This window comes from Frigoribacterium sp. Leaf415, from assembly GCF_001424645.1.
GTDB lineage: Bacteria > Actinomycetota > Actinomycetes > Actinomycetales > Microbacteriaceae > Frigoribacterium.
On record NZ_LMQR01000001.1, the window covers coordinates 1,774,270 to 1,793,065 of the forward strand.

The following is an 18,796-nucleotide window of genomic DNA, read 5'->3' on the forward strand; positions in this document are numbered from 1 at the left end:
GGTCGTCTCAGGCGGTGGCGGCTGCGGGGACCGGCACGGCGCTGACCGTGCGGTCGATCGTGCACTGCCCGAGGACGCGGGTGCCGACGTAGACGACGGCGGTCTGCCCGGGGGCCACGCCGTTGAGGGGTTCGCGAGGTGTGATCACGAGTTCTTTCTTACCCTCGACCACCGACACCCGCGCGACGGCGGGAACCGGGTCGGCGTGGGCCCGGATCTGCACGTCGCAGTCGAACGCGACCGTCGGGTCGACCGGGGCGAGACCGGCCCACGTGTACGAGCCACCGGCGATCTCGGCGATGTCGAGCGCCTCTTTCGGACCGACGACGACCGTGTTGTCGACGGGCCGCACCTCGAGCACGAAGCGCGGCTTGCCGTCGTCCGAGGGGAACCCGATGTTGAGGCCCTTGCGCTGGCCGACCGTGAAGGCGTGCGCTCCCTCGTGCGAGCCGACCACGGCGCCGCTGCGGTCGAGGATCTCGCCCGTCTCGGCACCGACACGTTCGGCGAGCCACCCGCGGGTGTCGCCGTCGGGGATGAAGCAGATGTCGTGGCTGTCGGGCTTCGACGCCACGCTGAAGCCGCGCTCGGCCGCCTCGGCCCGCACCTCGGCCTTGGAGGGCGTCGCCCCGAGCGGGAACATCGAGTGCGCGAGCTGCTCGGTGGTGAGCACGCCCAGGACGTACGACTGGTCCTTCGCCCACGCGGAGGCGCGGTGCAGCTCACGGTTGCCCTGGTCGTCGGTGAGGATGGTCGCGTAGTGCCCCGTGCAGACCGCGTCGAAGCCGAGCGCGAGAGCCTTCTCGAGCAGGGCGGCGAACTTGATGCGCTCGTTGCAGCGCATGCAGGGGTTGGGTGTGCGGCCCGCGGTGTACTCGGCGACGAAGTCGTCGACGACGTCGAGCTTGAAGCGCTCGGAGAAGTCCCACACGTAGTACGGGATGCCGATCTTGTTGGCGGCGCGCTGGGCGTCCATCGAGTCCTCGATGGTGCAGCAACCACGGCTGCCCGTCCGGAGCGTGCCCGGCATGCGGCTCAGCGCCAGGTGCACCCCCACCACGTCGTGGCCGGCCTCGACCGCCCTCGCCGCGGCGACCGCCGAGTCGACTCCACCACTCATCGCTGCCAAGACCTTCATCCGACAAGTGTACGCAGCGGGCCTAGGGTGGCGGACGACATGTCTTCCTCCTCCCCCGCCTTCAGCATGCGGTCGGTGGCCCTCGCGGCGTTCCTGCCCGCGGCGCTCTTCGCCATCGGCGAGGGGGCCATCATCCCGATCATCCCCGTCGTGGCGAGCGAGCTCGGTGCGTCGCTCCCCTTCGCCGGCTTCGTCGCCGCGCTCATCCTCGTGGGCGAGCTGATCGGCGACATCCCGAGCGGATGGCTCGTCAGCCGCATCGGCGAGCGCACCTCGATGATCGGCGCGTCGCTCGTCAGCATCGGCGGTCTCGTCACCTGCCTGCTGGCGCCGAACGAGATCGTCCTCGCCGTCGGCGTGCTGGTCATCGGCCTCGCGACCGCGGTCTTCGCCCTCGCTCGGCACGCCTTCATGACGACCTTCGTGCCCGTCGAGATCCGCGCCCGGGCACTGTCGAGCCTCGGCGGCGTCTTCCGACTCGGCTACTTCGTCGGGCCGTTCCTGTCGGCCGGGGTCATCGAGCTGACCGGGTCCGTCCAGTCGGCGTTCGTCGTGCACATCGTCGGCTGCCTCGGTGCGGCCGTCGCGCTGCTCGTGCTGCGTGACCCGTCGGCGGCCTTCGGCGTCCGGCCGGGCCGCGGCACGGAGGACGGCGCCGAGCTCGTCGCGAGAGAGACCCAGGGGCTCTTCGGCACCCTCTGGCGCCACCGCGGCGTGCTGCTGAAGCTCGGCAGCGGGGCGGCCCTGATCGGGGCGATGCGCTCGGGCCGCCAGGTCATGCTCCCCCTCTGGGCCGTCAGCATCGGTCTCGGGGCGTCCGAGACCGCGATCATCATCGGCATCGCCGGCGCCGTGGACTTCGCGTTGTTCTACACGAGCGGCCAGATCATGGACCGCTTCGGGCGCCTCTGGAGCGCCGTCCCCTGCATGGTCGGCCTCGGCCTCTCGTACCTCGCGCTGTCGGTCACGCACGACCTCGACGCGAACGTCGGCTGGTTCGTCACCGTCGCCGTCCTGATGTCCCTGGCCAACGGCGTCGGCAGCGGCATCCTCATGACGCTCGGCGCCGACCTGGCCGACAAGGGCGACCCCGCGCCCTTCCTCGGCGCGTGGCGCTTCACCGGGGACGCCGGCAGCGCGGCCGCTCCGCTCCTCATCTCCGGGGTGACCGCCGTCGTGTCGATCTCGCTCGCCAGCGGGGTGATGGGCGCGCTCGGTCTCGTGGGTGCGGCGATCCTCGTGCGCTACGTGCCCCGGTACTCACCGCACGTGCCCCGCTCGAAGCGCTAGCGCCTCCTCGTCCGCCGTTCCGGCCGGGGGCCGTCGTCGGTACACTCGGTCTTCCGCGGGAGTGGTGGAATTGGCAGACACGCAGGATTTAGGTTCCTGTGCTTTCGAGCGTGAGGGTTCAAGTCCCTTCTCCCGCACGACCCATCTGAGGCCCCGGGCACGCCGGCGACCACGACCGGAGAACACCCGATGCTGCCCCTCGTCTCCATCCCCTGGCTCAACCCCGAGTACCTGCTCACGTCCTTCGGCCCGTGGGCCGTGCTCGGCGTCTGCCTCCTCGTCTTCGCCGAGACGGGTCTTCTCGTCGGCTTCCTGTTCCCGGGCGACACGTTGTTGATCATCACGGGCATCCTCGCCGCGACCAACCCCGGGGCCCTCGGCCTGCCGATCTGGCTCATCGCGATCTTCATCAGCATCGCCGCGTTCGCCGGTGGCGAGCTCGGCTACCTGATCGGCCACAAGGTCGGCCCGCGCATCTTCGAGCGGAAGGAGAGCGGGCTGTTCAGCGTCGCCAACGTCAACCGCACGAACGCCTTCTTCGAGCGGTTCGGCCCGATGGCCGTCATCATCGCCCGGTTCGTCCCGGTGATCCGCACCTTCGCGCCGATCATGGCCGGCGTCGGCCACATGAGCTACCGGCGTTACTCGCTGTTCAACGCCATCGGTGCGGTCGTCTGGGGCATGGGCATCACGCTGGCGGGCTTCGGCATCGGGCACATCCCGCCCGTCGCGGACTTCGTCAGCTCGTACATCGACCTCATCCTGCTCGGGGCCGTGCTGGCCACGGTGATCCCGATCGCGATCCACTACTTCCACGGGGTGCACCAGGCCAAGAAGGCCGAGGCCTCGGGCGAGGTCGAGACGCCGCACGTCTCGTCCGCGCCGCACGACGCCTGAGCACCGCGGGCACGCAGGCGCCTGCCGGTCGGACGATCCCGAGGAGGCGCGCGCGGCTCAGTCCGCCAGCGCGGCCACCCGGGGTGCGATCGCCCGGAACGCCCGGGAGCGGTGGCTGACCGCGTTCTTCTCGTCCGCGGTGAGCTCGGCCGCGCTGCGGCTCTCGCCCTCGGGGCGGAACACGGGGTCGTAACCGTGCCCGTTCGAGCCGACCCGCGCCTCCAGCACCTCGCCGTGCCACTCGCCGTACTCGACGTGCTCGACCCACTCGCTCGCCTCGGGCGGCCCGTCGGGGCCCTCGGCGCCGACGGGCGGCGGCACGACGAGGGCGGCGGCGCACGAGAACCACGCCGAGCGGTCGTCGGCACCGCCGAGCTCGGTCAGCAGCTTGTCGATGTTGTCGTCCGCGTCGCGGGTGCCGGCGTAGCGCGCCGAGTGGATGCCCGGAGCACCGCCGAGGGCCGCCGCCGAGATGCCGCTGTCGTCGGCGAGCGCGGGGAGTCCGGTGTGACGTGCTGCGGCGCGCGCCTTGATCAGGGCGTTGGCCGCGAAGGTGTCACCGTCCTCGACCGGCTCGGGGCCGTCGTAGGCGACCAGCTCGACGCCCGGCGCCGTCTCGGCGAGCAGCAGCCGCAGCTCGGCCACCTTGCCCTGGTTGTGCGTGGCGATGACGACGCGGGTCATCGGCCGAGGGCCTCGCGCTGGAAGCGGCTCAGGTCGACGGCGCCGGCGACGGCGAGGTCCAGCAGGGAGTCGAGTTCGCGACGGTCGAAGGGCGCCCCCTCGGCCGTGCCCTGGACCTCGACGAACGACCCGCTGCCCGTGACGACGACGTTCATGTCGGTCTCGGCCCGGACGTCCTCGACGTACGCGAGGTCGAGCATGGGCTCGCCGTCGATGATGCCGACCGAGACGGCCGAGACGCTGTCGGTCAGCGGCGTGGCCTTCTGCCCGACGAACTTCTTCTCGCGGCCCCACTCGATCGCCTGGGCGAGGGCGACGTAGGCCCCCGTGATCGCGGCGGTCCGGGTGCCGCCGTCGGCCTGCAGGACGTCGCAGTCGAGCACGATCGTGTTCTCGCCGAGGGCCTTGGTGTCGACCACGGCCCGGAGGCTGCGGCCGATGAGGCGCGAGATCTCGTGCGTGCGGCCGCCGATCTTGCCCTTGACGCTCTCGCGGTCGTTGCGCGAGTTGGTGGCCCGGGGCAGCATCGCGTACTCGGCGGTGACCCAGCCCTTGCCCTTGCCGGTCAGCCAGCGGGGCACGCCGTTCGTGAAGGACGCGGTGCACAGCACCTTCGTGCCACCGAACGTGATGAGGGCGCTTCCCTCGGCGTGGGCGCTCCAACCGGTCTCGATGGTGACGGGTCGCAGATCGGTGGTGCTGCGGCCGTCGGCGCGGACGGTCGTGCTCGTGGTGTCGGTCATGGTGCCTTCTCTCGGCGGTGGTGGTCGGATGGCGATCGGGGTCGTCGACCCGGGGGACGCAGGAGGCGCGGGTCAGGTCCGTTCGACGGGGCGGAGGTTCGTGGGCAACTCGATCGCCCCCGTCTCGAGGTGGCCGACGCGCGAGACCTCGGGCCCCAGGAACCGTCGGGCCAGGCGCAGGAACGCCTTCTCGTCGGGCCCGGTGGCCTCGAACTCGTGGTGTGGCTCGCCGCGGTCGGTGCGCTCGAGCCCGTGCTGGACGAGGGTTCGGTAGACGTCGGCCGCGGTCTCTTCGGCGCTGGACACGAGCCGGACGTCGGGGCCCACGACGTACTGCACGGCGGCCGACATGAGGGGGTAGTGGGTGCAGCCCAGGACGAGGGTGTCGATGCCGGCGTCGCGCAGCGGGGCGAGGTAGCCCTCGGCGACGGCCCGCAGCTCGGGGCTCGACGTGTCGCCCGCCTCGACGAACTCGACGAAGCGCGGGCAGGCCTGCGTGAACAACTCGAGACCCGCGGCGGCGGCGAAGGCGTCCTCGTAGGCCCGCGAGTTGATCGTGCCCTCGGTGCCGATCACGCCGATGCGGCCGTTGCGCGTCTGCTGCACGGCCGCGCGCACGGCCGGCTGGATCACCTCGACCACGGGGATGCCCGCGCCGATCGTGTATCGCTCACGGGCGTCGCGCAGCACCGCGGACGACGCGGTGTTGCACGCGATGACCAGCAGCTTGACGCCCTGGGCGACGAGGTCGTCCATCACGGCGAGGGCGTACTCGCGCACCTGGGCGATGGGCTTCGGTCCGTACGGCGAGTGGGCCGTGTCGCCCACGTACCGGATCGACTCGTGCGGCAGCTGGTCGATGATCGCCCGCGACACGGTCAGGCCGCCGACGCCGCTGTCGAAGACTCCGATGGGTGCGTCCGTCACGACCACGAAGCCTACCCGTCGCGAGCCGCGAGGCCCGGGACGACCCCGCGAGCCTAGGCTGGCGGGGTGACCAGCGCACTGTTGACCGACCGGTACGAGCTCACCATGGTGGAGGCCGCCCTCAAGGCGGGCACGGCCCACCGGGACAGCGTCTTCGAGGTGTTCGCCCGACGCCTGCCCGAGGGGCGGCGTTACGGCATCGTCGCGGGCACCGGTCGCTTCCTCGAACTGCTCGCCGACTTCCGGTTCGGCGACGACGAGGTGGCCTGGCTGCGCGAGGCGGGGGTCGTGGACGCCACGACGGCCGACTGGCTGGCCGACTACCGGTTCTCGGGTGACATCTGGGGCTACGCCGAGGGCGAGGTGTACCTGCCCGGGTCGCCGCTGCTGGTCATCGAGTCGACGTTCGCCGAGGCCGTGCTGCTCGAGACCCTGGCGCTGAGCGTCTTCAACTACGACTCGGCCGTGGCAAGCGCGGCGGCGCGCATGGTCTCGGCCGCCGACGGACGCCCCCTCGCCGAGATGGGCTCACGCCGCACGGGCGAACGCAGCGCCGTGGCCGCGGCCCGGGCCGCCTACATCGCGGGCTTCGGCGCCACGAGCAACCTCGAGGCCGGCCGGTCGTGGGGCGTTCCGACGATGGGCACCGCGGCCCACGCGTTCACGCTGTTGCACGACACCGAAGAGGACGCCTTCCGCGCCCAGGTCGACACCCTGGGGCCGGGCACGACCCTGCTCGTCGACACCTACGACATCCCCGAGGCCGTGGCCACGGCCGTCCGGGTGGCCGGGCCGGGTCTCGGAGCGGTGCGCATCGACAGCGGCGACCTGCCGTCGCTGGTGGGGCAGGTCCGTACCCAGCTCGACGAACTCGGCGCGACGGGGGCGAAGATCACCGTCACGAACGACCTCGACGAGTACACGATCGCCGCCCTGCGCGCGGCCCCGGTCGACTCCTTCGGCGTGGGCACGTCCGTCGTCTCGGGCTCGGGCCACCCGGCCGCCGGCATGGTCTTCAAGCTGGTCGCCCGTCGCGGGGACGACGGCGACTGGGTCTCGGTGGCCAAGAAGTCGGCCGACAAGGCCACGGTCGGCGGACGGAAGTCCCCCGTGCGCGTGATCGTCGACGGGGTCGCCACCCGCGAACTCATCCGCGTCGGATCATCCGAGGTCGCGACCGGGGAACGCTCGCTGCACGTGCCGCTCGTGACGGCCGGCGAGATCGACACCCGTCACACAGGAGCCGAGGGCGTGGCCCGCGCGCGCCTCCATCGGGCCGCGGCCGTGGCCGAACTGCCCGACCAGGCGCTGCGGCTGGGCCGTGGCGAGCCGGTCGTCCCGACCGTCTACGCCTGAAACGGCTCCGGCGTCATTCGGACGTCATCTTCTCGTAGATCTCTTTGCAGGTCGGGCACACCGGGAACTTCTCGGGATCGCGACCAGGCGTCCATTTCTTGCCACAGAGCGCCTTGACCGGCTTGCCGCTCAGCGCGGACTCCATGATCTTGTCCTTCTTCACGTAGTGCGAGAAGCGCTCGTGGTCGCCCGGGTCGATCGCCTCGTCGTTCAGGAGCTTCTCGAGCTCGCGGTCCATGACGTCGAGGCCGCCGCCCGTCTGCGTGTCAGTCATGCAGACATCGTACGTCGACCTCGACTCAGCTGCGGAGGGCGAACGCCAGCAGCTCGGGCGCTCGGCGCGAGAAGACCCGGGCGCCGAGGGCCACACCCGCGACCAGCACGACGAGTCCGACTCCGACACCCAGGACCAGCGCCCACGTGCCACCCGCCGGGTAGCCCGTGATCAGGCCCCGACCGGCGAACCAGAGCGCGGGCGCCGTCGCGAGGACGGCTCCCCCGATCATGACGGTCTGCGCCCACGCCGCGGTGGCGCCGTTCGACTGCGGCTGCTGGAACGGGTCGTCGTGCGGGCGGACCGTGGCGTAGGGCATGAGGGCCGACACCAGGCTCGACAGACCGAGGCCGCTGAGCAGGAAGCCGGCGCTCACCCCCAGCTCGGACGGCAGGGCCTGCCAGTCGCCGAACAGCCAGGTCGCGACGACCGAGCCGATCACGACGAGCGGGACACCGATCAGCAGAGGAGGCGCGAGTCGCCCCACGCGGTCCGCCAGACCCCGCGTGTCGGACGCCACGTGCATCCAGAGCGCCGTGCTGTCGTAGGCCACGTCGTTGTGCGGCAGGAATCCCAGGATGAGGCACATGATCGGCACCGGGACGAGGGCCAGCCAGTTCCAGCTGACTCCCGCGATGCCGAGGGGGACGACGAGCAGCGGCAGGAACGGGATGATGACGAGCGACATGCGGTAGCGGGCGTCGCGCATCCAGTAGGTGAGGCTGCGGCCGGCGACGGCACCGGTCGGCGAGGCCCGGACGTACTCGAACCAGCCGAGGCCGTCGCCGTCGTCGACCTCTTCGGGTTCGGGCCGGTCGACGAACGCGCGAGCGACGAGTGCCCGCCAGGCGAGCCAGAGGGCCACCAGCGTGACGGCGGCGATGGCGACGTCGGCCACGACGCGACCGGTCTGGCCCTCGGCGACGTGACCGGGGAGCGCGAGCGCGGCCCCGAACGGCGTCCAGGCGAGGGCGTCCGCGACGACTCCGGTGCCCGAGCGGCCGGGCAGCGAGAGGCGGACGAGGTCGACGATCACGGGCACGGCCAGCAGGACGACGAGCACGGCGCCGACGAGCGCGAGCTCGCGACCGCGGCGGGACGTCAGGACGACGCTGTTCAGCGTCGAGGCCACGAGGGCCAGCAACAGCGCGGTGACCCCGGCGACGAGGGCGCCGGCGACGGCGACGGCCGCGACGCCGGTGCCCTCGCCCCAGGCACGGACGTACCCGGTCGAGAGGACGAGCAGGGCCAGCGTGGGCAGGCCGATGGCGGCACCGAGCGCCAGGCCGACCGCTGCCCGCCCCTCGGGCACGCCGAGGACGGCGAGACGGCGGGGGTCGCTCCAGGCGGGACGGACGGTCGCGAACGGGACCACGGTGAAGCCGACCAGCAGCAGGGCGCCCCCGCCGACCGCGAGGGCGCGGACGTCCTCGAGGGGCGCGGCGCGCAGCCCGCTCACGAGGCTCGCGACGGCGATCGTGACGATGAGGACGGCGAGCACGGAGGCCACGGCGACGGTCAGGCGGCGCGGCCCGAAGCGGACCGTGTTGCCGATCGTCTGGAGCCTCAGTCGGAGAAGTTCTGCAACCATTCCATGCCCTCCGTGACCGCGCGCCCGCCGGCGAGCTCGACGAACCGCTGCTCGAGGGAGCGTCCGGCCCGGACCTCGTCGACCGTGCCGCTGGCGAGGACGTGACCGTCGACGATCACCGCGACGCTGTCGCAGATGCGCTCGACCAGGTCCATGCTGTGACTGGAGAGCAGGACCGTCCCGCCCCCGGCCACGTAGCGCTGCAGGACGTCCGTCACGGTGGCGGCCGACACGGGGTCGACCGACTCGAAGGGCTCGTCGAGCACGAGGACCCGCGGCGAGTGGATGATCGCCGCGGCCAGGGCGATCTTCTTCGTCATGCCCACGGAGTAGTCGCTGACGAGACGGCCGAGCGCGTCGTGCAGGCCGAACGCCGTGGCGAGGTCGGAGGAGCGCTTGCGTGCCGTGACGCCGTCGAGCCCGCGCAGGGTCGCCGAGTAGTAGAGGAGCTGCGCACCGGTCAACCGGTCGAAGAGCCGGAGACGGTCGGGGAGGACACCGAGCGACCGCTTCGCCGCGGCCGGGTCGCGCCAGACGTCGGCCCCGAGGACGGTCACCGTGCCGGCGTCTGGTCTCAGGAGACCGGTCACGATCGACAGGGTGGTCGTCTTGCCGGCCCCGTTCGGACCGACGATGCCGTAGAACGACCCGGCTCGGACCTCGAGGTCGACGTTCTCGACCGCGACCGTGCCGCCGTAGCGCTTCATGAGCCCCGAGATCGCGAGCACGACGGGGGCCTCGGCGTCGACCTCGCGGGCCGGCCGCACGGCGCCCTCGTCGACGGTGGGCCGTTCTTTCTCGACGGCGACGCCGTCGGTCTCGGAGACGTCGGCGGGAGTCTCGTCGGGCGCGGAGACGTCGGCGGAGGTCTCATCGGGCGCCGGCGTGGCGTCGTCGGCCAGCGCGTCGTCGAGGGCGGCGGCCGATTCCTCTTCGGCGGTCAGGGCGTCACCGAAGTAGTCGTCGGCGGAGACGGGCACGACGACGGTGCCGTCCGTCGTGACGCCCGCGTCGGCGAGTTCGGCGACGACCTCTTCTTCTGCGGCCCTCGCCGCCGCCTCGGCCCGGGCGCGCGCGTTCGCGGCGCGGGTCGCTGCCGCCTTCTTGGCCGCCGCCGACCGGTCGGCGGCGGTGCGCTGCGAGGGCTTCCGAGGCGACGCGGGCTTGCGGGGCGCCGAGGGCTTGCGAGCCGTCGCGGCCTTCGTCACCGGCACGCGGGGCGTCGTGGCCTCGGTCGTGGCGGCCGTCCCCTCGGCCACGTCCCCCGCGGTCGTCGCGTCGTCGTCCACTGTGTTCTCCCCCTGGTCGGACGCGCCCACCGCTCCGACCGTGTCGTCACCCGGCGTCGAGTCGGGGGCGATGTCACCCACTTCGTCCTCGCGCCGTCCAGCCATCGCCCCACCGTACCAAGGCCACGACGCCGACCGGACGACGGGAGGCGCTCATCACGAAAGGGACACGCTTCGGGTCCCCTCCCTGGCTGCCCCGGGGCCCATCGGGTAGTCTGCAACAGCACGACGACGTGTCCAGATCGATGCTCCGCGGTGAACACCGCTCGAACACGAGGCGAATCGCACCCAGAGACGGGTCCGGTCCGCACCGCCGGGGCCACCGCAGAGCCCGTCCCGCACGGGCTCGCCCCTTGTGAGGAGACCAGCGTGAGCAAGAACGACACGAACCACCGCCAGCAGATCGTCATCCTGGCCGCCGGGCTCGGCAGCCGCCTCGGCCGTTCGCTGCCCAAGGCACTGACCGAGCTCAACGACGGCCGCACCATCATGCAGCAGCAGTTCGACAACATCCGTGCCGCCTTCGGGCCCGACGCCCGGGTGACCGTCGTCGTCGGCTACAAGTTCGAGCACATCGTCGAGGCGTTCCCGTCCGCCTCGTTCGTCTACAACGAGATGTACGACCAGACCAACACGTCGAAGAGCCTGCTCCGCGCCCTGCGGGCCAGCGCCTCCGGTGGCGTCCTGTGGATGAACGGCGACGTCGTGTTCGACCCCACGGCCCTCACCCGTGCCGCTCGCCTCGTCCGCGACGACCAGTCGTTCGTCACCGTCAACACCTCCAAGGTGTCCGACGAAGAGGTCAAGTACACGACCGACGCCGAGGGCTACATCGCCGAACTGTCGAAGCAGGTCAAGGGTGGGCTGGGCGAGGCCGTGGGCATCAACTACGTGTCGAAGGCCGACAAGGCGACGCTCATGCACCAGCTCTCCAAGGTCGACAACCAGGACTACTTCGAGCGTGGCATCGAACTGGCCATCGGCCAGGACGGGCTACGCTTTGAGCCCGTGGACATCTCCGACCTCTACGCCGTCGAGGTCGACTTCGCCGAAGACCTCGAGCGCGCGAACCTGTTCGTCTGAACCGGGCCGTCTCCCGACGGCTGCGCGCCCCTGCGTGATGTCCTGAACGAGAAGGGCGTCCGTGAGTACTGACCTGGCCGAACGGCCCCGTCGCAGCGGCTTCGCGCGCTACCGCCAGACGCTCTGGCTGCTGACGAGTCGCGACCTCAAGGTCCGGTACTCCACGTCGAAGCTCGGCTACTTCTGGTCGATCCTCGACCCGCTCGTGATGTCGGGCATCTATTTCTTCGTCTTCTCGGTCGTCTTCAAGCGCTCGGTCGGCGACGAGCCGTACATCGTCTTCCTCCTCTCGGGCCTCCTGCCCTGGATGTGGTTCAACGGCGCGGTCTCCGACAGCACCCGCGCGTTCATCCGCGAGGCGAAGCTCGTCCGTTCGACCAAGATCCCCCGGACGATCTGGGTGTTCCGACTCGTGGGTTCCAAGGGCATCGAGTTCGCCCTCAGCCTGCCCGTCCTGGCCTTGTTCGCCGCCGTCGGTGGGGCACAGCTGCATTGGCAGGTGGTGTTCTTCCCCCTGGCCATGGTCATGCAGACCGTGCTCGTCGCCGGGCTGGGGCTCATCGTCGCGCCGCTCGTCGTGTTCTTCCGCGACCTCGAGCGCGCCACGAAGCTCGCCCTGCGGTTCGCCTTCTACGCCTCGCCCATCATCTACGGCACCCAGGACCTCCCCGAGAGCCTGCACCTGCTGGCCGCGTTCAACCCGCTGAGCGGCATCTTCGGCCTCTACCGGTCGGCGTTCTTCCCGGAGCAGTTCGACCTGACCGAGGTGCTCGTCGGTGGGGCCGTGTGCGTCGTGGTCCTGGCCGTCGGCCTGCTCGTCTTCCGAGCCAGCGAGCGTGCCGTGCTGAAGGAGATCTGATGTCCACCACCGGACAGGGCCCCGTGATCCGCGTCGAGGGAGTCGGCATCCGCTTCCGCCGCAACCGGCGCGGGCGGCGGTCGTTCAAGGACCTCTTCGCCGACAGCAGCAGGCGGTCGCGACCGGGCGAGTTCTGGGCCCTGCGCGACGTCAGCTTCGAGGTCCGGCCGGGCGAGGCCATCGGCGTCGTCGGACGCAACGGCCAGGGCAAGTCGACGTTGCTCAAGCTGGTGGCCGAGGTGATCCTGCCCGACACGGGCACCGTCGAGGTGTCGGGCGGCGTGGCCCCCCTCATCGAGATCACCGGTGGCTTCGTCGCCGACCTGACGGTGCGGGAGAACGTGTACCTGACCGCCGGCCTGCACGGCATGACCCGCCCCGAGATCGACGAGCGCTTCGACGAGATCATCGACTTCGCCGAGATCGGCGACTTCGTCGACACCCCCTACAAGCACCTCTCGAGCGGCATGAAGGTCCGCATCGCGTTCGCCGTCATCTCACGGCTCGAGGAGCCCGTCGTGCTGGTCGACGAGGTGCTCGCGGTGGGCGACAAGGCCTTCCGTGAGAAGTGCTACGCCCGGATCGGCGAGATGCTGGCCGACGGTCGCACGCTCTTCCTCGTGTCGCACAACGAACGCGACCTCAGGCGGTTCTGCCGACGGGGCCTCTACCTCGACAAGGGCGCCCTGGTGTTCGACGGCCCGCTCGACGACGCCCTGGCCCGGTACGCCTCCGATCACCCTCCCCGCCCCTCGGCGTAGTGTCGAGGCGTGCCCGAACGCAGTCAGCCCCACAGCCCCGATCACGCGCCCTCGACGACGGACGCACAGCTCGCCGCCCGCGACGCCGCGAACTCGACCGAGTACCACTACCAGACGTCGGCGCCCGACCGGTCGGACGATGCAGCCTGGGTCCGCCGCCTCGACAAGCTGCTGGCCGTCCAGCGTCCGGTCGTCGTCAAGCACGTCGCCACGCTGCGTCGCCGTCACAAGAAGGCGACGCCGCAGAAGCTGATCACCATCCTCGAGCGCGAGTACCTCGCCGCGGTCACGACCGGCGGGGCCGCCGTCGGGGCCAGCGCGGTGATCCCCGGTGTCGGCTGGGGCGTGTCGCTGGCGCTCTCGGGCGTCGAGACCGCCGGTTTCCTCGAGGCGAGCGCACTCTTCGCGCAGTCCGTGACCGAGGTCCACGGGATCGCCGTCTCGGACCCCGACCGCGCCCGGGCCCTGGTCATGGCCATGCTGCTCGGAGGTCCCGGCGCCAGCCTCGTCCGTCAGTTCGCCGGCGAGGCCATGGGCACGGCTCCGGCCCGGACCGCGTTCTGGGGTGAGCTGGTCACCTCCAAGCTGCCGAAGGCAGCCATGAGCGGCCTGACCGACACGATCCGCAAACAGTTCATCCGACGGTTCGCCGCCTCGCAGGGCGCCTCCGTCCTCGGCCGGGCCCTCCCGTTCGGCATCGGGGCCGTCGTGGGAGGGACGGGCAACCACCTGCTCGGACGCAAGGTCGTCACGACGGCCCGCACGGCGTTCGGTGCGGCGCCGGCCGAGTTCCCGGTCGACCTGTCCCTCTGAGCGGCCGCCTCGTGACGGCGGTCCCGTCGGCCGGCGTGGCCGGTCATGTCCCCCTCGACGGGTCCTCCCCAGGCGGGCGTCGTCCACAGGGACGCGAGACGACCCTCGGCGGTCGCTCCTAGGGTCGGCGACATGACGTCGACGATCCTCGCCTACACCGTCCCCTTCACCCTCGACCGCTCCCGCGCGCCCCGCGTCTACCGACTGGTCAACGACTCCCCCGAGACCGTGACCGGCATCAGGGTCACCCTCGTGGGCACGGGGCTGCTCGTCCCCGTCGCGACCACCCGACTCGACCCCGGCGACTCCGTCGACCTCTGCGTGCTGGGTGTCGAACTGACCCGCAGCGCGATCGCCGTCGTGCGGTGGTTCCGGCCCGACGGCGACGAGTACCTGTGGCGGTTCAGCTTCTGATCCCCGGGACGGACGACCCCTGACGGCCGAGGGGCGCGTCAGCTGCTGAGACGAGCCCGTCTCTCGGCGACGTAGTCCGCGGCCGTGAAGGCCTCGAGGACGGGCGGGAGGTGTTCGACCCCGAGGCCGGTCACCAGGACGGCCGGGTCGACCCCCAACACCACGGCGAGCCGGACGATCGTGTGCAGCACGGGGTTGCCGATGCCGCGCTCGATCTTCCCGTAGTTCGACACGTTCATGCCCGCGAGGTGCGCCACTTCGTCCTGGCTCAGTCCGAGCCGCAGGCGCTCGTCGCGGATGCGTTCTCCGAAGAGGCGGGCGGCGGCGGACGTCGGATCAGGCATGCCTCATGGATACGCTGCTCAGCGTCTGAGATCCAGAGTCCAGATCACCGAGACATGAATGCCTCAGCGACGAGGCACTCCCGGTGCTCCGTTCTCGGGGTCAGAGGTCGGACGCCTCCGCGTCGCCGGCCTCCCGGTCGGCGTCGTCGTCCGCACCCTGCGAGCGTGGTTCGTCGGATGACGGCCGGCGTGCGGCGTAGTCGTCACGCAGCCGCACGAGGTCCGCCACCGCGTTCTCGAACCGATGCGTGGCCGCCCCGGGCGACGTGTCACCGAAGTGACGACGCACCCAGTGCTCGAGACGGCCCCGCGCCTCCGGATCGTCGACGACCCGGTCGACGAGAGAGACGATCTCGCCCGCACCGTCGGCCGTCAACCATTCGGCGTCGCCGAGGTAGCCCGACTCGTCGACGTCGGCCTCGACGGCCACCGGACGGGTCACGACCAGGGGCCGGCCCGTCGCGAGGCGGTCGTAGACCATCGCCGAGATGTCGGTGACGGCGACGTCGGCCGCGGCCAGTTGCCAGCCGAGTTCGGGCCCCTCGTCGTGGACGTGGTGGGCGCCGGGATCACGTGTGTTGGCCTCGGCCAGGGCCCGGATGATCGCCTCGTGGGCTCGCCGGTACTCGGGGTCGAGCACACCGCTGCGCGGGTGCGCCCGATAGACGACCCGGTGACGCCCCGAGGCCAGCAGAGCCCTGACGAGGGCGAGGCCGTGCGTGGCGATCGATCCGTAGGCGGCTGCAGGACGGTCGCCCTCCCAGGTGGGGGCGTAGAGCACGACCAGTCGGTCGTCGTCGGGGTAGGGCACCTCGCCCGAGAAGTGGTCGGCCTGGGGCCGACCGATGGGCACGGCACGCTTGTCGAGGTCGTAGTCCCAGAGTTTGGCGGCGAGGCGGTCCTTCGCGGCGTCGCCCGCGACGAAGGCGTAGTCGTACGCCTTGAACTGGTTCGTCGTCATGTACATCTTGTCGCTCTCGCCGTGGTTGACGAAGACGTGCCACATGCGGCCGTACCGCATCATCTGGAAGTTCTTGGCGTTCTGGTTGACGTACAGCGTCATGGCGAGGGGTTGAGCGGCGACGAAGTCCTCGAGGTCGGCCACCTTGCGGGCGTAGACGAGGGGCACCGGGCTCTCGTCGAGCATCGTGACCATCGTGCCCGGCGAGCGGACGACGATCGCGACGGGGAAGGTCTCGGCCAGGCGGGCGAGCGGTGCGTACCACTGCCGGATCTGGTACATGTTCACGGCCGTGTCGGCGAAGTACACGGCGACGCGGACCGTGCCCGGAGCGGGCGTCGCCGCGGCCCGTGGGTCGCGCTCGAGCCGGCGTCGACTGCTGCGCGAACGGACGGCGCGGCGGGCGAGGCTCCAGGCGAGCCCCAGGTCTCGGGTCAACGGCACATGCCCTCCTCGGGTCGGTCCGTCACCCCGATCGGCGCCGGACCCCGGAAAGCCTAGAGGACCGGAGGTCGGCCGGCCCTGGACATGCGGAGGACCGTTACCCAACCGATGGACCGTCGACCGCCCGGCGCCTCCCGCCACCCCTCCATCCAGCCCGCGAACCACGGCCGCAGGCGGCGCGGGGTCCGTGCCCACCGCAGCAGCTGGACCGCCGTCCAGGACGCCACGTAGACGGGGACGAGCGGCCAGGGGAGGTTGCGCTTGGCCAACCAGACCCGGTTGCGGGCGTTCAGCCGGTAGTACTCGGCGTGGCGCGCCGGGTCGATGGCCGGATGGTTCGCCACGAGCGAGCCCTCGTACCAGGTGCGCCTGCCCTGGGCCCAGACCCGCCACGCCAGCTCGATGCCCTCGTGCGCGTAGAAGTACGGCTCGCCCCAGCCGGCACAGGCGTCGAAGACGTCGCGGGGCAGCAGGGTCGCCCCCTCCCAGACCGAGAAGACGTCGCTCGACCGGCGGGGGTCTCCCTTGCGCAGGCGAGGCGTCCACCGGCGCGGGTTGACGGCACCGTCGGGGTCCACGACCCGTGGCTGCAGGAGCCCGATCTCGGGTCGGGCCCGCGACAACGCGACGGCGTCGGCGAGGAACCGGTCGGAGGGCAGACTCGCGTCGTCGTCGAGGAAGAAGATCCAGTCGCCCGAGACGGCTTCGGCCCCCCGGTTGCGGCCGGCGGGGATGCCCACGTTCTCGGCGAGCTCGAGCAGGCGGACTCCGGTCGGCACCTCGACCTCCGCGGTCGCGGCGTCGCGTCCGTTGACCACGCAGACGACGTCCAGGTCGACGTCGCGCTGGGCCAGCAGCGAGGCCAATCCCCGACGCAGGTCGCCAGGGCGTCGCCCCTGGGTCAGGCTCACGACTCCGACCCGGGGCAGGACCTCGCTCAGGAGCGCACCCGCTTCGACGCCATGATCGCGACGAAGTGGCCGACCAGCGCCAGCACCGACAGCGGGAGCAGGGCGACGAGCAGGACGCGGTCGGCGGTCACGCCTCCGACGACGAGGCCGACGAGCGCGGCGAGGAAGACGAGCATGGTCAGCTCGACGGAGTGGTACAGCCGGTGGAACGGCACGAAGCGCGCGGCGCTGCGCAATCGGGACAGGAGGCGCCCGCTCGGCTGCGTCGCGCCTCCTCGTTTGTCTTCGAGCCGGTCGAGGCCCGCGTTCGCGCGAGCGACGTGGACCATGTCGTTGAGCGCCTTGTTCAGCACGATCACGAGGGCCAGGGCGAAGCCCGCGGTCGTCCAGAGGAAGTCGCCCGGCGTCTCGAACGGGAAACCGGCGGCACGGATGCCCAACACGATCGGGATGAGGGCCTCGGTCGAGTAGTGGCCGACCTTGTCGAGGAAGACCCCGGCCGGCGAACTGGTGCCGCGCCAGCGGGCGACCTCGCCGTCACAGCAGTCGACGAGCATCTGCAGTTGGCCCAGCACGAGGGCGAGCAGCGCGCCGGTGATGCCCGGCACGAGCAGCGACAGGGCGGTGCACCAGCCGACGAGAATCATCAACCCGGTCACGCCGTTCGCCGAGACGCTCGTCTTGAGCAGCCACCAGGTCAGATAGGGCGAGACGTCGCGCAGGTACAACGAGGCCGTCCAGTGCTCGGCGTTCGCACGACTGCGCACCTCGGGCGGCTGGGCGACGCGTCGCAACTCGGCGATCGAACTCGGTCTGGTGGGCAGCGCGGTCATCGGCGGCTACCTTCCGGTCTGGGCAGTGATGTTCTTCGTGAGGTCGAGGAAGCCGAGCACGAAGCCGACGCCCCACCCGAAGTGGATGGAAGGCAAGACTACGAGAAACCAGAGGCGGGTGCGGAGGTCGTCGCCGCGGGCGGCGAGCAGTGCGGCCGCGAGGACGAAGACGACGTACACGCCGGGCACGACGAGGGCGAGCGTCGCCCACCCGAGCGGGCTGCCGAGCACGAGCCCGACCACACCGACCAGTCCGACCAACAGGCCGAGGGCCACCCCGACCACCATGACGGGCGGCACCAGGTACCGCAAGGTGTTCGCCTTGGGGAACCGCCGGGCCAGTTCGCCGCGCCAGAGCCCGGTGGCGACGAACTGTCGGGCGAGCTTGCGCAGGCTCGGACGAGGCCGGTAGGTGACCACGAGCCGCGGGGTGAACCAGACCGTCCCGCCCGTGGCCCGGAGCCGCCGGTTGAGCTCCCAGTCCTGACCGCGCTTGACGCCCTCGTCGAAAAGTCCGACCTCGAGCAGCCGGTGTCGCAGGAAGACGCCCAAATAGGCCGTGTCGGTCGGGCCTTCGACGCCGCCGACGTGGTGGGGCGTGCCCCCGAGGCCGACCCTGCTGCCGTAGGCCCGGGCCACGGCCTTCTCGAAGGGGGTGCGCCCGACGGCGGCCATGATGCCGCCCACGTTGTCGGCTCCACTGCGCTCGAGGGTCTCGACCGCGATGCGGGTGTAGTCGCTCGGAAGCACGGAATGGGCGTCGACGCGCACCGTGATCGGGTGGACCGACGCTCGGATGGCCACGTTGAGGCCGGCCGGCGTGGAGCCGACCGGGTTGGGGATGCTGCGGACCCGGGGGTCGGCCGCCGCCATCTCGGCCACGACCTCGTTCGTGCGGTCGACGCTCGGGCCGAGGGCCAGGATGACCTCGAAGGGGCCCTCGTAGTCCTGGATGAGCAGGCTCTCGACCGCCGCCCGGATCTCACGCTCTTCGTTGAGGACGGGCATGACGTACGAGACACCGGGTCGGGTGGCGTCGCCTGCTTGCATGGATCGCGTTCCTCGGGCTCGTGAGCGCCGGGGAGGCGCGGGTCGGGACTGCGGACGGCCGCAGGGATCGTGGCGAGCTTAGCAACACCCGAACGGGGGTCGGGACGCCGTGGCGTCCCGACCCGCGCCGCACC

20 protein-coding genes and 1 tRNA gene are annotated in these 18,796 nt (G+C 71.3%); 9 read left to right on the plus strand and 12 right to left on the minus strand.

The window, feature by feature from the left end; translation table 11 throughout:
* Positions 1-7 precede the first annotated feature (7 nt).
* Positions 8-1,138 (minus strand): tRNA 2-thiouridine(34) synthase MnmA, encoded by a 1,131-nt coding sequence (gene mnmA, locus ASG28_RS08170; protein WP_082454510.1) that lies wholly within the window; start codon positions 1,136-1,138, stop codon positions 8-10.
* Positions 1,139-1,177: 39 nt separating this feature from the next.
* Here mnmA and ASG28_RS08175 point away from each other — a divergent pair, with 39 nt between their 5' ends.
* The 3 genes from ASG28_RS08175 (at position 1,178) to ASG28_RS08185 (ending at position 3,325) form a co-directional block, all read left to right on the plus strand.
* A complete protein-coding gene (locus ASG28_RS08175; RefSeq protein WP_055973958.1) occupies positions 1,178-2,428 on the plus strand; it encodes an MFS transporter in 1,251 nt (416 codons plus the stop codon).
* Positions 2,429-2,483: 55 nt separating this feature from the next.
* Positions 2,484-2,565 (plus strand) — tRNA-Leu (locus tag ASG28_RS08180).
* Between the two features lie 52 nt (positions 2,566-2,617).
* A complete protein-coding gene (locus ASG28_RS08185; protein WP_055973961.1) occupies positions 2,618-3,325 on the plus strand; it encodes a DedA family protein in 708 nt (235 codons plus the stop codon).
* 57 nt (positions 3,326-3,382) lie between these two features.
* On the opposite strand, the gene ASG28_RS08190 is transcribed toward ASG28_RS08185, so the two are convergent.
* The 3 genes from ASG28_RS08190 to murI all read right to left on the minus strand — a co-directional run bounded on the left by ASG28_RS08190 (position 3,383) and on the right by murI (position 5,679).
* Positions 3,383-4,009 (minus strand): non-canonical purine NTP pyrophosphatase, encoded by a 627-nt coding sequence (locus ASG28_RS08190; protein ID WP_055973964.1) that lies wholly within the window; start codon positions 4,007-4,009, stop codon positions 3,383-3,385.
* Positions 4,006-4,752: a ribonuclease PH gene (rph, locus tag ASG28_RS08195; protein WP_043595412.1), complete on the minus strand. Its 747-nt coding sequence runs from the start codon at positions 4,750-4,752 to the stop codon at positions 4,006-4,008. Before rph ends, ASG28_RS08190 begins: the two co-directional genes overlap by 4 nt.
* Before the next feature lie 72 nt (positions 4,753-4,824).
* The gene (gene murI / locus ASG28_RS08200) at positions 4,825-5,679 is read right to left on the minus strand and encodes a glutamate racemase (RefSeq protein ID WP_055977236.1); all 855 of its coding nucleotides are present in this window, start codon (positions 5,677-5,679) and stop codon (positions 4,825-4,827) included.
* A 105-nt stretch (positions 5,680-5,784) separates the two neighbouring features.
* On the opposite strand from murI, the gene ASG28_RS08205 reads away from it, so the two are divergent.
* Complete coding sequence (locus ASG28_RS08205) at positions 5,785-7,035, plus strand: nicotinate phosphoribosyltransferase (RefSeq protein WP_055977239.1); 1,251 nt, start codon at positions 5,785-5,787, stop codon at positions 7,033-7,035.
* A 13-nt stretch (positions 7,036-7,048) separates the two neighbouring features.
* Here the strand turns inward: ASG28_RS08205 and ASG28_RS08210 are convergent, their stop codons facing one another.
* The 3 genes from ASG28_RS08210 to ASG28_RS16755 are packed head-to-tail and all read right to left on the minus strand — an operon-like array spanning position 7,049 to position 10,294.
* The gene (locus ASG28_RS08210; protein WP_043595414.1) at positions 7,049-7,309 is read right to left on the minus strand and encodes a DUF3039 domain-containing protein; all 261 of its coding nucleotides are present in this window, start codon (positions 7,307-7,309) and stop codon (positions 7,049-7,051) included.
* Positions 7,310-7,334: 25 nt separating this feature from the next.
* Positions 7,335-8,900, minus strand: a complete 1,566-nt coding sequence (locus tag ASG28_RS08215) for a hypothetical protein (RefSeq protein ID WP_056051143.1) — start codon at positions 8,898-8,900, stop codon at positions 7,335-7,337.
* Complete coding sequence (locus tag ASG28_RS16755) at positions 8,876-10,294, minus strand: ABC transporter ATP-binding protein (RefSeq protein ID WP_200925269.1); 1,419 nt, start codon at positions 10,292-10,294, stop codon at positions 8,876-8,878. Before ASG28_RS16755 ends, ASG28_RS08215 begins: the two co-directional genes overlap by 25 nt.
* A gap of 264 nt (positions 10,295-10,558) precedes the next feature.
* Here ASG28_RS16755 and ASG28_RS08225 point away from each other — a divergent pair, with 264 nt between their 5' ends.
* The 5 genes from ASG28_RS08225 (at position 10,559) to ASG28_RS08245 (ending at position 14,119) form a co-directional block, all read left to right on the plus strand.
* The gene (locus ASG28_RS08225; RefSeq protein WP_055973970.1) at positions 10,559-11,272 is read left to right on the plus strand and encodes a phosphocholine cytidylyltransferase family protein; all 714 of its coding nucleotides are present in this window, start codon (positions 10,559-10,561) and stop codon (positions 11,270-11,272) included.
* 61 nt (positions 11,273-11,333) lie between these two features.
* On the plus strand, positions 11,334-12,131 hold the full coding sequence (locus ASG28_RS08230; protein WP_082454512.1) for an ABC transporter permease: 798 nt from the start codon (positions 11,334-11,336) through the stop codon (positions 12,129-12,131).
* Positions 12,131-12,892, plus strand: coding sequence for an ABC transporter ATP-binding protein (locus ASG28_RS08235; RefSeq protein WP_055973973.1), 762 nt, complete (start codon positions 12,131-12,133; stop codon positions 12,890-12,892). Before ASG28_RS08230 ends, ASG28_RS08235 begins: the two co-directional genes overlap by 1 nt.
* Before the next feature lie 9 nt (positions 12,893-12,901).
* Positions 12,902-13,705, plus strand: coding sequence for an EcsC family protein (locus tag ASG28_RS08240; RefSeq protein ID WP_235477685.1), 804 nt, complete (start codon positions 12,902-12,904; stop codon positions 13,703-13,705).
* 132 nt (positions 13,706-13,837) lie between these two features.
* Positions 13,838-14,119, plus strand: coding sequence for a PilZ domain-containing protein (locus ASG28_RS08245; RefSeq protein WP_055973975.1), 282 nt, complete (start codon positions 13,838-13,840; stop codon positions 14,117-14,119).
* A 38-nt stretch (positions 14,120-14,157) separates the two neighbouring features.
* On the opposite strand, the gene ASG28_RS08250 is transcribed toward ASG28_RS08245, so the two are convergent.
* From ASG28_RS08250 to ASG28_RS08270, 5 genes are all read right to left on the minus strand, one after another.
* A complete protein-coding gene (locus ASG28_RS08250) occupies positions 14,158-14,463 on the minus strand; it encodes a helix-turn-helix domain-containing protein (protein WP_055973977.1) in 306 nt (101 codons plus the stop codon).
* 100 nt (positions 14,464-14,563) lie between these two features.
* A complete protein-coding gene (locus tag ASG28_RS08255) occupies positions 14,564-15,868 on the minus strand; it encodes a CDP-glycerol glycerophosphotransferase family protein (protein ID WP_055973981.1) in 1,305 nt (434 codons plus the stop codon).
* Between the two features lie 53 nt (positions 15,869-15,921).
* Complete coding sequence (locus ASG28_RS08260) at positions 15,922-16,809, minus strand: glycosyltransferase family 2 protein (protein ID WP_055973984.1); 888 nt, start codon at positions 16,807-16,809, stop codon at positions 15,922-15,924.
* Positions 16,806-17,612, minus strand: a complete 807-nt coding sequence (locus tag ASG28_RS08265) for a CDP-alcohol phosphatidyltransferase family protein (RefSeq protein WP_043595425.1) — start codon at positions 17,610-17,612, stop codon at positions 16,806-16,808. Before ASG28_RS08265 ends, ASG28_RS08260 begins: the two co-directional genes overlap by 4 nt.
* Positions 17,613-17,618: 6 nt before the next feature.
* The gene (locus ASG28_RS08270) at positions 17,619-18,662 is read right to left on the minus strand and encodes a glycosyltransferase family 2 protein (protein WP_055973986.1); all 1,044 of its coding nucleotides are present in this window, start codon (positions 18,660-18,662) and stop codon (positions 17,619-17,621) included.
* Positions 18,663-18,796: the final 134 nt, after the last annotated feature.

Bases quoted from the DNA above. Each gene is read 5' to 3' on its own strand.
- ASG28_RS08270 (WP_055973986.1), bottom strand. From the start codon at position 18,662: ATGCAAGCAGGCGACGCCACCCGACCCGGTGTCTCGTACGTCATGCCC.
- ASG28_RS08205 (WP_055977239.1), top strand. From the start codon at position 5,785: ATGGTGGAGGCCGCCCTCAAGGCGGGCACGGCCCACCGGGACAGCGTC.
- mnmA (WP_082454510.1), bottom strand. From the start codon at position 1,138: ATGAAGGTCTTGGCAGCGATGAGTGGTGGAGTCGACTCGGCGGTCGCC.
- ASG28_RS08215 (WP_056051143.1), bottom strand. From the start codon at position 8,900: ATGGTTGCAGAACTTCTCCGACTGAGGCTCCAGACGATCGGCAACACG.
- ASG28_RS08245 (WP_055973975.1), top strand. From the start codon at position 13,838: ATGACGTCGACGATCCTCGCCTACACCGTCCCCTTCACCCTCGACCGC.
- ASG28_RS08265 (WP_043595425.1), bottom strand. From the start codon at position 17,612: ATGACCGCGCTGCCCACCAGACCGAGTTCGATCGCCGAGTTGCGACGC.
- ASG28_RS08175 (WP_055973958.1), top strand. From the start codon at position 1,178: ATGTCTTCCTCCTCCCCCGCCTTCAGCATGCGGTCGGTGGCCCTCGCG.
- ASG28_RS08185 (WP_055973961.1), top strand. From the start codon at position 2,618: ATGCTGCCCCTCGTCTCCATCCCCTGGCTCAACCCCGAGTACCTGCTC.
- ASG28_RS08235 (WP_055973973.1), top strand. From the start codon at position 12,131: ATGTCCACCACCGGACAGGGCCCCGTGATCCGCGTCGAGGGAGTCGGC.
- ASG28_RS08210 (WP_043595414.1), bottom strand. From the start codon at position 7,309: ATGACTGACACGCAGACGGGCGGCGGCCTCGACGTCATGGACCGCGAG.
- ASG28_RS16755 (WP_200925269.1), bottom strand. From the start codon at position 10,294: ATGGCTGGACGGCGCGAGGACGAAGTGGGTGACATCGCCCCCGACTCG.
- ASG28_RS08190 (WP_055973964.1), bottom strand. From the start codon at position 4,009: ATGACCCGCGTCGTCATCGCCACGCACAACCAGGGCAAGGTGGCCGAG.
- ASG28_RS08250 (WP_055973977.1), bottom strand. From the start codon at position 14,463: ATGCCTGATCCGACGTCCGCCGCCGCCCGCCTCTTCGGAGAACGCATC.
- rph (WP_043595412.1), bottom strand. From the start codon at position 4,752: ATGACCGACACCACGAGCACGACCGTCCGCGCCGACGGCCGCAGCACC.